This window comes from Klebsiella sp. D5A (assembly GCF_001620885.1).
Lineage (GTDB): Bacteria > Pseudomonadota > Gammaproteobacteria > Enterobacterales > Enterobacteriaceae > Klebsiella > Klebsiella variicola.
Map to the genome: position 1 here is coordinate 150,768 of NZ_LOAR01000004.1, position 12,899 is coordinate 163,666.

The following is a 12,899-nucleotide window of genomic DNA, read 5'->3' on the forward strand; positions in this document are numbered from 1 at the left end:
CCCCCGCCGCAACGGCGGGGGTAGCAGGCCTCAGGATTTGCTTTCCAGCAGCGTAGTGTAGAGATTGACGTAAGCGTCAATCATATGGTCGGCAGTAAACATCTCTTCAAAACGACGACGCGAGTTTTCGCCATAGCGGCTGGCGGTTTCATCGTTATGCCAGAGCTCATTCATCGCCTCCACCAGCGCCTGACTGTCATTCGGCGGGATCACACAGCCATTCACTTTGTCCTGGTTAATGAACGAGGTCCCGGTGCCGATCTCGCAGGAGATCAGCGGTCTGGCGAAGCGCGCGCCTTCCAGTAACGTAATGCCAAACGCCTCGGAGCGCAGATGCGAGGGGAAGACCACCCCCCGGCAGAGCTGGAAGAGAATGTATTTATCTTCGTCGTTGAGCATGCCGGTAAACACCACATTGCTCAGCCCGCGTTGCTGCGCCTCACGACGCACTTCCGCCTCCAGCGGCCCGCCCCCGACGATCACCACCGGCAGCCGGCTACGCTCGGCGGCATCCAGCAGAATGTGCAGCCCTTTGTAGTAGCGGAAAGCGCCAACGAAGAGGAAGAAGTTATCGCCGACGGTTTCCCGCCAGTGCGCCACCCGCTGCGGATCGTGCTGCACGTCATGCTGCTCCAGACCAAACGGGATCACCACGGTTTTATCCTGATATTTTTTCAGGGTCTGGCTGGAGGCCACGTAGTTGGGCGACGAGGCGACGATGCAGTCTACGCTGGCGAGGAATCGCTCCTGCAGCGGCTGGTACAACTTCATTAACCGTTTTTGTTTCACAATATCCGAGTGATATGTCACCACCGTTCTGGCGTCAGGCCGCGCCGAGAGATGCAACATATCCATGAAAGGAAACGGAAAATGGTAGTTGATGATGTCGTAATCATCTTTAATCTGCTTAAAACGCTTTAACGCTTTCAACGAAAACGGCGTGGAGGCAATTTCAAAAAGCTGCTTATTATAAATGACCCGATGGTCTTCGTAGGCGACAGGACCTGTCTCTTTGTCCGGGCTAAAAGTAAAAACATCGGCTGCGATTCCCCGGCGGGCGCAGCCCTGACTTAGCTGATAAATGACCTGCTCAATACCGCCGTAGGTATCGGGATAGTAGGTCTTATAGACGTGTAGAACTCTCAACTGACACCCTTAGAGTAATTTATAGGCGTTAATGGTCTGGGTCGTACAGTTCTCCCACGAAAACTGTTTCGCCTGGGCAAGACCGCGCGCGGTGGCGATTTCCCGCCAGCTATCATCCTGCAGGCTCTGCAAAATATGCGCGCTAATCGCGTCTACATCATTAGGATCGGCAACGAGGCCGGCATCGCCAACCACCTCAGGCAAAGAAGTGACATTGGAACATACTACCGGCACACCGCAAGACATCGCTTCAAGAATAGGTAAACCGAATCCCTCATAGAAAGAGGGATAAACAAAGGTTCTGGCCGCCGCGTACAGATAAGGCAGGTCTTCATCCGGGACATAGCCCAGGTAACGGATCCACCCTTCACGCGTACCGCGCTCGACTAACTGCCACAGCACATCGTCTTCCCATCCGCGATAACCGCTGAGGATCAGCGGGTAGCGCATGCGGGTCTCCATCGGCAGCAGCTGATAGGCCTGCAGCAGACCGCGGATATTTTTACGCGGCTCCATGGTGCCGATATATAACGCATACCCCTGCCACGCCAGCTGATATTTCTGCAGGACCGGCAGGCACTCCGCCGGGCTGCGCGGAATATAGTCGCTGCTGCAGGCCAGCTTGGTGGTGACGATCCGATCCGCCGGATAGTTGAACAGGCGGATGATTTCACTGCGCGAGAAGTCGGAGACGGTCAGGATCAGCTTCGCCGAATCCAGGCTCTCGTGCAGGGACTTCTCCATATAGCGAACCCGATCTTTTGGATGATATTCCGGGCAGGTAAAAATGGAGATGTCATGAAACGTGGTCACGGCGCGTTCCAGGCGATGCGGCAGATAGAAATTGGGACCATGGTAAATGTAGTCTTTGTAATCGCGCAATGCCCACGCCTGGCGCCGCGGATGCAGCAGGCGATACGCCTCAATCAGCAGCGGCTGGCGACGCAGAAACGCCGACAGACGACCATGATTGCTGGCTTTGGTATCGCTTTTATTCTCCACCTGGGGGATCTGATCGATAAACGACGCGCCGTGAAACAGCTTCAGCTCTTCGATTTCACGGGCAACCGCCAGCCGCTTAACCAGCTCCAGGGAATACCGACCGATGCCCGTTAATGGGTATTTAATTGGCTCAGTAGCAAAAATAATTTTCATAATAAATGACACATCATCATCTAGCTCCCCTTGTATTCAAAGGCAAAAAATACAAGGGGGAATATTTTTATTTAAAATATTTAGCTTTAGCTAAGCCTTGACACATATTAACCAGGCGGCGTGAAACAGCATAATAATCATGTTGTTCACGCCATGCATCGGCACGTTGTTGAGTCCTGGTAGCCCAGGCGTCCTGTTCACGGATGGAATGAAGGATCCGGTCAATCCCCTGACTGATATCGTCGACGCTGCATCCATCAAATTTAAAGACCGCATCGTCCAGATCATCAAATATCGCCAGGGGTGTTACCGCAACAGGTTTTTGGGTTGCCATGCCATAACGTACCGCTCCGCTAGCTGACTCACCCGTATTCTGGTAAGCAAAAATCAGTAGATCAGCTTCTGAGAGCAGCCGCAAACTTTCCGCATCAGGCAGGAAATCATTATGCATCTCAATGAGATCGTTAACACCTAGCCGCTGAGCTGCCGCTTTAAGTTCTGCCACCAGATCGCGTGATTCTCCAACCGGATACTCCGCGTTAACCAGACGCAAACGAACCGGTTTCCCCGCCTGCTTGAGGCGATGGACGGATTCTACCAGCTCCATCAGGCCCTTATGCGGTAAGCAGAAGCCATAGCTCGCAATTAACGGTAAAGCCTGCTGTTGACGCGCGGCGCTCCCAGCAGCGTAGTTGATAACACCATGCGGAAATAAAGCAACATTATCGGTTAAGCCTAAATCTTTAAGGCGGTTCATATCGGCAATTGAATGCACCAACAATCGGTCACAAAGCGCCAGCGCATCCGCCATTTCGGCAAGGCGGAAATTCCAGGTCGGCTCTTTTTCCAGCGGATCCACAGTTGAATGCATCGTCATGACAACCGCTCGACCGGCGTCATGCTGGCGACGAATAAACGCCGACAGTTCGCGATGATTAAAGAATCCATAGTTAAACTGGATCACGATGACATCAAGTCGCAGAGCATCAATTTGTGGCTGGAGATTTTCAAGATAGTTATTTTCTTTACCCACAATCCAGTTGCGCAGTACAAACTCTTCGTCTGCACACACAAGATCTCCAGCGCTGACCTGGGGAGCAAAAACAACATCCGCGCCATGCGGTGCGCTCTCCAGCAAATGCTGAGAATAGGTTGCGATCCCACATTTCGTGTTCCAGGTCGTCAACCAGCCAATTCGCGCCCGATGCTGAGCAATATCAATATGCGCACGCAGCGTCTTAACTGCCTGACGAGAACGATCAGCCACCGCTTTCCAGGTAAACTGCTGCAGAATAAGCTCGCGACCAGCATCAGCCATGTCACGCAGCACTGATTTATCCGTCGAGGCTGCAGCTTTTAACGCATCCGTTAAGTTGTCAATGTCCACACTGGCCCATGTCGAGGCAAACAGACCAAAGTGTGTTTTTACCCGGGTAAACTGATAGTTAACCAGCCATGAATTTTGTGAATTAACAAAATCTAGTTGACCGCTCCAGTTAGTGACGATGGCTGGAAGCCCACTCAGCATTGCTTCAGCGATAGGTAAACCAAAGCCTTCGGCGCAACCTGGAGCAACCAGAACATCGCAGCTTTCATAAAGCCCTTTAAGCTGGCTGGCTGACATATCCTCTTTGATTATTTCAACTTTGGGGTAGTCCGCGAATTGAGCCTGGGCGTGTGCCAGCCACGCGTCAATTTCATTGTGTGGATTGTTAAAAGTCTTAATGATCAAGATAACATTGTCACGACGAGTGAACGCCCTGCCCCAAGCCTGAAGCATTGCCTGCACCCCTTTTCGTGGGAAGCAGGAAGAGACATGCAGGAAACGGAAGGTTCCCTCATCCACATCTTTTGCCGTTTCAGCTGCTGTGGTGAGCCAATGATCGCAGCCGTTGCCTACAACAAATGCAGGCACATTCAAGCCGTTGTCAATCAATACCTTACGGACATGTTCTGAAGTACACAGCACGCCGTCAAGTTCCCGGTTAAATTCATTAATCCACGGCTGTGGAAAACCCGTTTCTTCCCAGGCATAGCAATGAAGGAGTTTTACTTTGGCATCCATATCGGCAACCCGCGGTGGATAGATATTTCTGCTAAGAATATCTATCTTTTCGTTACTCTTGCGGGTACGACATTGATTATAAAATGCCAGAAGATCGCTATTTTCCGGCTGTGCCATAAACGAGGCATCCGGCGCAAAATCGCCCGGCCCTTCAGTGGAGTGCAATAGTACTTCTACACCATCGGCTGAGAGTGCCCGGGCAAACTCCCGATTCACCAGCGCCAGACTATATGAGCTATCGAAGGGACCTTCCACACGCCAGGTCAGCGCCTTATCATCAATTTGATACAGCTCAGCCGTCTTCAGATTGTAATCGATGGCCGTTGCGCACAGACGCAGATCGCGCTCTTCTGGCTGACAGTGAGAAATAGCAAGGATCCGCTGAATTAGTGCCTCAGGCAAGACCTGCACGGTGCCGGCGTCTTCTGTCGCAATCTTCTCGAAAGCTTCCAGAGCCGTCACGGCAGCGTTGTCCCAGGAGAAATTACGTGCTTGCTGCTGAGCCATTTCCTTCAGGCGCGCCAGGAATGGAGCATCATTCAGACATTGCGCGATCTTTTCCCGAATGGAAGAGACAGAATACGGGTCGAATAATGCCTCAGGATTACCGATGACTTCAGGAATACTGGTGACATTTGAGCCAATGGCCGGTGCGCCGCACGACATTGCTTCCAGAACAGGCAGCCCAAAGCCTTCATGCAGCGAAGCAAAGATGAAAAGCTTACACAGACGATAGAGTTGAATCAGCTCATTTTCCGGCACGTAGCCAGTCAGAACCAGTTCACCCTGCTGCAACCCATTACCTGACGCCAGGGATTCCAGATACTGACGATCCCCAATGGACAGCTTACTAACGATAACCAATTGATGGCTGCGACGTAGAGCATCACTGAGTCCTGCATAGGCCTCAATCAATCGCTTAAAGTTTTTCCTGGAGTCAAATCCACCTGGTGCATACAGCACAAACTCGCGCTGAATACCGTAATGGCCAAGGACGGACTCTTTCTCGCTCGCTGTCACTTCCGCCATACAAAACTGAGGATCGGCTGCAGCTGCAATATTCTGCACATGGTCGCCCTGCAAATGCAGATGCTCAATCGCTTCCTGTGCCGTATAAGCGGAGTTAGTTAGCAGAAGGTCAGCGTTTTTTAACCATTCCACTTTCTGTAAATAATAGGATTTGAATACATCATCCAGCAGATAGGTCTCAGCCTGCACCAGGGGAATAAGATCGTGATGCAGTACGGCTACTTTGTACTGACGACTAAATTTGTGTACCGAAGTGGCCGCATCGTCGACATGACCTTCAAACAAGCTTGTAATGAAAACGACATCCGGACGCAATGATTCAAGAAACGCTTCCCGAATCAGTTCTGCGCTCTCCCGACGCCATTCATTACCTTTATCCATTGCACGTACTGGTCCTGCAGCATGCCAGACGACTATGTTGTCTGCTGGCAGGAGATCAGCAAATTGCGCCTTAACATCAGTAATCGACTCACCCAGCATAGCGGATAGCGCGATGAAAACCTCATGTCGATTGTTATTTCTAATAATCGCTCTGGCGATAGCAATACTATAACGACCAATGCCACGAAAGCGGCTTTCCGTCTGCGCGCCTTGTAAATCAATGACAATACGCATCGTTATTTCTCCGTATTTTTATTTTTTAATTCGTTATAAATACTCAACGCGCGACTTGTCATTTCTTCAGTACCCACATCATATCTTCTGGACTGCATCATCATCGTGTCAGATTGCACCAGCATTACGCGCTGGAACAAACGCTGTAGCAATGTGTAGCAGCCGGTTTTTCTTAGAAATTTAAACAGATAAACCTTTGACTTAGGATAACGATGGAAAAAGACCAGCGAGAGCGCCATCCCTTTGCGCAATATTTTTTTCGCCGCCCGACGGGCTCGTACTTTAGCCCCTTCCTGACGCAGTAATTGGCGTTGCAAAGACAGCCAGCGTAGAGGTTGAGTGATACGCCATGAACGGCTGTTATGCAAATCTGCCACTTGCTGATGAAGCTGATTGTTCTGACCAATGACATGATTTAGTTCGTCAACCTGGCCTTGCAACGTCTGAATATTCTCTGCCATTTTGCTTAGCTGGCGCGTATATGTCTGGTTTAACGTCTCCAGCTGTGAGGCAAAGGATGAGAACTGTTGGCGTAAAATTGCATCGTAACGGTTGCTCAGGACATCCAGCGTCAGACCATACTGTTGGGTAAACAGGGTTTCAAAGCGTTCAAGAACATCTGCAGGCGCTGCTTTCTGAGCAATGATGCTGTAATCGGGGCTAACACCTTTAAGCACATCGACCAGATTAACCGCTGCGTCCGGGGATTTGAGAGCCTCTTTTTCCTGTAGACGAACGGTAATTGCCCGGTTAAAACCATAATGAATAGGTAAAAACTCAAGCAATGGCGGCGGCAAAGGGTGATTATGCGTTGGATCCATATAAAATGAACAGGTCCCGACGCTTACATTCTCCGGGTTCGGCGTTTCGAGGATTAGCAAACCGCCAGGTTTCAGCACCCGTAAGGTATGCATGACGAGCTGCTGCAATACCTCAAAGGGCAAATGCTCAGCAATATGGAAACCAGTCAACGCTATCAGACTCTGGTCTGCTTGATTTTGCAGAAACTGCAGACAATCCATTTTCTGCACGTTCAGCCCGGCTTCCTTGGCACGTGCCAGCATGCCATCATCGAGATCGACGCCGATGTTCGCAATACCATTTTCAGTCAGGATTTCCAGCCATTCACCACGTCCACAGCCAATATCCGCAATCACGCCTTCGGGATAAAGATCCTTCAGACGAGACAAGAAAGGTAAATAAAAACTCAGGCGGTTCTTGATATCTTCAACCGAACCTCTGTGTCGTTCTTCAAATGAACGATAAAACGACGAACCCATTAAGAAATCTCCAGTTCAGGTGGCAACCAGGACACGCCGACAAACTCTTGTTGTTCCGTGTTAACGACGTTGAATACCACGGCCAGATCGCGCCATTCATAGTTTTTGCCGAGGTGCGTACTGGAAGTATGCAACGCGACAGCGACAGAATAGGAGCCAACCCCCAACCTCGCATCAAAAGAGAATAAAAACGAACGCTTTTCGCCTTTTTTCAGGCTGGTGAGTGTTTGTTTGAGATGATGCGTATTGGTCCCGAAAATCGGTTGCCCAAGTCGATCCTTGATCATATAACCGACGACGAGCTCAGGGATATCAGCCTTAACCTCAACATTAACCTGCAAGCTGATCCGATGCCCTACCGAGGCAAATTCAGTCACATTGCCCTGTTCATCGAGAAGATGAACCTCAGAGATTGTCACTTCACCAGTGCCTGAAACAGTTTGCGTTTTACCGTTGTGCTCAACTTGTTTAATGGACTGATTTTGCTTATCGGCAAGAAGCGCATTGTAATAATCCATCACCGCTTCAGGCTCGCCTTCCATCTCAATGTGGCCTTTGTTCAACAAAATAGCCCGGTCGCAAATGCTCTGGATCGCCTGTTTATCATGAGATACCAGCAGCAACGTGGTTCCTTCCAGACGGAATTTACGGATACGTTCGAAACTTTTATGCTGGAAATAGGCATCCCCAACGGATAACGCTTCATCAATAATCAGCACATCAGGACGGATAGCGGTCGCTACGCTAAAAGCTAATCGAACCTGCATACCACTGGAATAGACGCGCACCGGCTGGTCGATATAATCCCCGATCTCCGCAAACTCTTCGATTTGCGGCATCAACTCAGTAATTTTCTCAGAGGATAACCCCAGCAGTTGTCCTGACATATAAACGTTCTGTCGGCCAGTGAAATCAGAATGAAACCCCATACCCAGTTCGAGTAAGGCAGCGACACGGCCTGAGATTTCAATCTCTCCGGTCGTTGGCCTGGACGTACCGGTAATAAGTTTAAGTAGGGTACTCTTGCCCGCACCGTTGATACCGATAATACCAACCGCCTCTCCCGGAGCAACTTCGAAATTAATGTCGCTGAGGATCCATTTAAGATTATGGCGTTTTGTATTCAGAGGGGATAACCATTCGATCAGTCGCCCAGTTTTTGAGTGATACTGGCGATATGCCTTACCGACATTTTTTACTCTGATATAACTCATTATAATTCATCCACCATATCCGCCGCATGCTTGCGGAACATCCTGAAACCGATGACGCAGAAAATAATGGCGAGAGCCAATACTGGCCATAGCGAATACCAGTTGGGCGCCTGATGGTAGGCGAAGATGGACTGATAAGATTGCATGACCCGAGTCATCGGATTATAAAGCAGCAGATTTTTCGCCCATGCTGGTAATGAATTCAGTACGTAAACAATGGGAGTGAACCAAAACCAAAATTGCAGTGCAACCCCAACCAGTTGCCCCACATCCCGGAAAAAGACGTTCATCACACCGAGGATCATACCCAGCCCACCGGCAAAAAGGATCTGCAAAAGCAGAACCGGTATCACCGAGAAAAACAGCCAGCCAGGGAAGTTACCAGTGACAATGATAAAAATCAGAAACAGGCTGAAGATAATCGCGAAATTAAGCACTGCTGATAACGTCACGATGATCGGCAGACAAATTTTCGGAAAACTTAGTTTCTTGATCAGATTAGCATTATTGATGAATACGCTCTGACCTTTATCCAGCATCTCTGTAAACAATCCCCAGGTCAGTACCCCAGAACAGAGATAAATACTGTAGGCAAACGGCCCGGTGTTGTCGGGCATTCTGGCCTTCATCACCTCGGAAAAGACCAGGGTATAGACCAAGATCATAGAGAGCGGTTGTAAAACGAGCCATAACGCGCCCAGCATACTGGTTTGATAGCGTGCCTGAAAATCACGCTTAACACTGCTCCAGATAAATCCCCGATAACGATAAATCGTCGTTAGTAAATCTCTCACCTTATTCCCCGCTTAACAGGTGTAACAGCTCGGTCGTTTTCTCATTCATTAACGCAGTATCCGCTCTGGACTCAACGTTCAGACGCACCACCGGCTCGGTATTGGACGTGCGCAGGTTAAAGCGCCACTCAGGGTATTCAATACTGATACCGTCCGTTGTGTCGATGTGTGCGGCCGCCGGCTCATACTGCGCCCGGATGCGCGCTATCGCCTCCGCCGCATTTCCCAGCTTGCGGTTGATCTCCCCCGACGCCGGGAACGCCGCCTGGCGGTCCGCCACCAGCGATTTCAGCGAACTGTTCTTCAGGCACAGCAGCTCCGCCACCAGCAGCCACGGGATCATCCCGCTGTCGCAGTAGGCGAAGTCGCGGAAGTAATGGTGCGCACTCATCTCCCCGCCGTAGATGGCGTCTTCCTGGCGCATCCGCTCCTTGATGAACGCATGCCCCGTCTTCGACATCACCGGCTGGCCGCCGCTGCGGGTCACGATGTCCACCGTGTTCCACGTCAGACGCGGGTCGTGAATGATTTTCGCCCCCGGCTGCTTCTGCAGGAACGCTTCCGCCAGCAGGCCGACAATGTAGTACCCCTCGATAAACGACGCCTCGTCATCGAACAGGAAGCAGCGGTCGAAGTCGCCGTCAAAGGCGATACCCATGTCTGCCTGATGCGCACGCACCGCGTCGGCGGTGTCCTGACGGCACTCCGGCAGCAGCGGGTTCGGGATACCGTTCGGGAAATGGCCGTCCGGCTGGTGATGCACCTTGATAAAGGTCACCGGCGCCCCGGCCGCCGCGAAGCGTTTCTCCACCTCATCAATCACGTGCCCCGCCGCCCCGTTGCCGGAGTTCACCACCAGCTTCAGCGGACGGGTGAAGTTCGCCAGGTCCACGTAGCCCATCAGGTGGTCGACGTACTCCTTCAGCACCGATATCTGACGCAGGGTTCCGCGACGCGCCGGGTCCACCGGCGGGAACTGGTTCTCCTCCGCCAGGCGCTGGATATCCCGCAGGCCGGTGTCGCCGCTGATGGGCTTCGCGTTCTCGCGCACCAGCTTCATGCCGTTGTAGTTCATCGGGTTATGGCTCGCCGTCACCTCGATGCCGCCGTCCACCCCGAGGTGGAAAGTGGCGAAGTAAATCTCTTCCGTGCCGCTCAGGCCGATGTCCAGCACGTCGGTGCCGGCGTCCATCAGCCCGCGGGCCAGCGCCAGCTTCAGCGACTCGCTGGTGAGGCGCACATCGCCCCCCACCACTATCTTCCCGGGTTTCAGAAATTCGCCGTAGGCGCGGCCGATACGGTAGGCGATGTCCTCGTTCAGCTCCTCGCCCAGTTCACCACGGATGTCATAAGCCTTAAAGCATGTTAACTGTGTCATTCTGCGTTTTGTCCCGAAAAAATTAGCAACGACCATACTGGTCTTTAATACGAATAATGTCGTCCTCGCCGAGGTACGACCCCGACTGGATCTCCAGCACTTCCAGCGGAATACGGCCCGGGTTTTCCAGGCTGTGCTCGGCGCCAATCGGAATAAAGGTGGACTGGTTCTCGGTCAGCAGGAACTGCTTGCCGTTGACCGTCACCTGGCCGGTGCCGGCGAGAATGACCCAGTGCTCGGCGCGGTGGTGGTGCATCTGCATCGAGAAGGCGCCGCCCGGTTTCACGGTGATGCGGTTGACGTTGAAGCGCGGGGTCTGGACCACCACGTCGCAGCGGCCCCAGGGACGGTAAATCTCGCGGTGGCGCTTGTACTCGCTGCGCTGGTTCTGCTTGAGGAACTCGACCGCCTTCTTCACGTCCTGGGAACGCTCGCGGTTCATCACCAGCACCGCGTCCTTGGTGCTGACAATCACCAGGTTCTCCACGCCGATGGCCGCCACCAGCTTCTCGTCGCTGTTGATGTAGCAGTTTTCGCTGTTGTGCACCCACGCGTCACCGCTGAGGACGTTGCCCTGCTCGTCTTTCGGGCTGACCTCCCACAGGGCGGACCAGGAGCCAACGTCGCTCCAGTCGGCATCGAGACCGACCACCACCGCGTCGGCGGTTTTCTCCATCACCGCGTAGTCCACGGACTCGTCCGGGCACTCGCAGAAAATGTCATGCGGAATGCTGATGAAGTCGCTGCCGTTGTCGGCGGCATTGACCGCGGCCTGGCAGGCTTCGAGGATATCCGGGCGGAATTTGGCCAGCTCGGAGAGGTATTTTTTGGCGCGGAACATAAACATGCCGCTGTTCCAGTAGTACTCCCCGGAGGCGAGGTAGGCCTCGGCGCGCTCGCGGTCCGGCTTCTCCACGAAGCGGGCCACCTGGTACGGGGTGTGGGCGCTGTCGGTGAGGGCCACGCCGCGCTGGATGTAACCGTAGCCGGTTTCCGGGGCGTTCGGCACGATACCGAAGGTGACCAGATGGCCTTCATCGGCATACTGCTCGGCGACGCGGATGGCGTCGTGGAAGACCGGCTGGTTATTGATGATATGGTCGGCGGCGAGGACCAGCATCAGCGGGTCGTCGCCATGGCGGGTGGCCTGGAGGGCCGCCAGGGCGATGGCCGGGGCGGTGTTGCGCCCGACCGGCTCAAGAATAATGTTGTTGGACAGCTTGTTGAGCTGACGCAGCTGTTCGGCCACCAGGAAGCGGTGCTCTTCGTTACAGATGACCATCGGTTCATGGATTTCAAGGCCCGAGAGTCGGGTGATGGTTTCCTGCAGCATGGAGTTCTGCCCGAACAGCCGGAGGAACTGTTTCGGGTAAAGCTCGCGAGACATCGGCCAGAGACGACTGCCGGTACCACCAGCCATAATTACAGGAAGTAACATAATGAAATCCTTAAATAAATAATTGCTTTATTTTACTATCAATCAATCGACCGTCAGGTGGCGTGGCCTTTTTGAGGCACGCTACCGCCATTGGCTGTCGCAACCAAAATGCGTACTGCTCCCGTGCTCCAGGCTAAGCGCCACCCTCTTTCGCTTCAGGCTGTCGGCAGATCGTTCAGTCAGCGGCTACAATGACAGCCTGGCGGAACGCGTGTCCTGAAAACCTAAAAGCAGAGATATACCTTCAGGCATATCTCTGCTTTTAACATGCATCTTCCCTCACCTGGCCGCCAAACGCACCACACTTTCCGCATTTGCCGCCGGGTTAACCATCAGGACTTTCTCATTTACGCAGGGCAAAACGCATGCCCTTATCGCCACCGAAAAAAGCGCAACGGGCGCCCAGCCGATGCTGGCAACCGTCAGAAAGGAGCGTTTACGACGTGGGGAAAGATAAGAAGAGACATCGTCTTCGCCGCCAGGGAGACCACGCGCATTCAGGCTTGATGGCCCTGTGCACACAACAACGGCGCTATGTTCCGATAGGTGGGATAAACGACTCATGCCTCTACACTGCACATTCCACAAAGAAAATCGTGCGCAGATTATAGCGCTGGTCGGCGGGAATAAAAATAAAAAAGCCTACTGATTAATGGATTACTCAAATGACACACACCATAAACATTCATTAAACAAGCAAAAAAAGTGCAATTTGTTGATATCCATGAAGAAAAGAAAGCCATCATTGCGCACTTTTAGCCCGTTTGATAAATAAACCGGGCACA

General features: G+C 52.4%; 8 protein-coding genes. All 8 read right to left on the reverse strand.

Annotated features, from left to right (window positions below):
- Positions 1-30: 30 nt before the first annotated feature.
- Positions 31-1,146 carry an N-acetyl-alpha-D-glucosaminyl-diphospho-ditrans,octacis-undecaprenol 3-alpha-mannosyltransferase WbdC gene (wbdC, locus tag AS136_RS06700; protein WP_004184789.1) on the reverse strand — a complete coding sequence of 372 codons (1,116 nt, stop codon included), beginning with the start codon at positions 1,144-1,146 and terminating at the stop codon, positions 31-33.
- A 9-nt stretch (positions 1,147-1,155) separates the two neighbouring features.
- Positions 1,156-2,301 carry a glycosyltransferase family 4 protein gene (locus AS136_RS06705; RefSeq protein WP_008804110.1) on the reverse strand — a complete coding sequence of 382 codons (1,146 nt, stop codon included), beginning with the start codon at positions 2,299-2,301 and terminating at the stop codon, positions 1,156-1,158.
- Positions 2,302-2,368: 67 nt separating this feature from the next.
- Positions 2,369-6,010, reverse strand: coding sequence for a glycosyltransferase (locus AS136_RS06710; protein ID WP_023322960.1), 3,642 nt, complete (start codon positions 6,008-6,010; stop codon positions 2,369-2,371).
- A gap of 2 nt (positions 6,011-6,012) precedes the next feature.
- On the reverse strand, positions 6,013-7,290 hold the full coding sequence (locus tag AS136_RS06715; RefSeq protein WP_008804108.1) for a class I SAM-dependent methyltransferase: 1,278 nt from the start codon (positions 7,288-7,290) through the stop codon (positions 6,013-6,015).
- Positions 7,290-8,504 carry an O8 family O-antigen export ABC transporter ATP-binding subunit gene (gene wzt, locus AS136_RS06720; protein WP_023322961.1) on the reverse strand — a complete coding sequence of 405 codons (1,215 nt, stop codon included), beginning with the start codon at positions 8,502-8,504 and terminating at the stop codon, positions 7,290-7,292. The genes AS136_RS06715 and wzt overlap by 1 nt, the downstream gene beginning before the upstream one ends.
- Positions 8,504-9,298, reverse strand: coding sequence for an O8 family O-antigen export ABC transporter permease subunit (gene wzm, locus AS136_RS06725; protein WP_008804106.1), 795 nt, complete (start codon positions 9,296-9,298; stop codon positions 8,504-8,506). Before wzm ends, wzt begins: the two co-directional genes overlap by 1 nt.
- A gap of 1 nt (position 9,299) precedes the next feature.
- The gene (gene rfbK / locus AS136_RS06730) at positions 9,300-10,676 is read right to left on the reverse strand and encodes an O9 family phosphomannomutase RfbK (RefSeq protein WP_032731030.1); all 1,377 of its coding nucleotides are present in this window, start codon (positions 10,674-10,676) and stop codon (positions 9,300-9,302) included.
- A 22-nt stretch (positions 10,677-10,698) separates the two neighbouring features.
- On the reverse strand, positions 10,699-12,114 hold the full coding sequence (locus AS136_RS06735; RefSeq protein WP_004180506.1) for a mannose-1-phosphate guanylyltransferase/mannose-6-phosphate isomerase: 1,416 nt from the start codon (positions 12,112-12,114) through the stop codon (positions 10,699-10,701).
- Positions 12,115-12,899 lie beyond the last annotated feature (785 nt).

Excerpts from the sequence above, each read along its gene's own strand:
- AS136_RS06710 (WP_023322960.1), bottom strand. The coding sequence starts at position 6,010 with ATGCGTATTGTCATTGATTTACAAGGCGCGCAGACGGAAAGCCGCTTT.
- AS136_RS06715 (WP_008804108.1), bottom strand. The coding sequence starts at position 7,290 with ATGGGTTCGTCGTTTTATCGTTCATTTGAAGAACGACACAGAGGTTCG.
- AS136_RS06735 (WP_004180506.1), bottom strand. The coding sequence starts at position 12,114 with ATGTTACTTCCTGTAATTATGGCTGGTGGTACCGGCAGTCGTCTCTGG.
- AS136_RS06705 (WP_008804110.1), bottom strand. The coding sequence starts at position 2,301 with ATGAAAATTATTTTTGCTACTGAGCCAATTAAATACCCATTAACGGGC.
- rfbK (WP_032731030.1), bottom strand. The coding sequence starts at position 10,676 with ATGACACAGTTAACATGCTTTAAGGCTTATGACATCCGTGGTGAACTG.
- wzt (WP_023322961.1), bottom strand. The coding sequence starts at position 8,504 with ATGAGTTATATCAGAGTAAAAAATGTCGGTAAGGCATATCGCCAGTAT.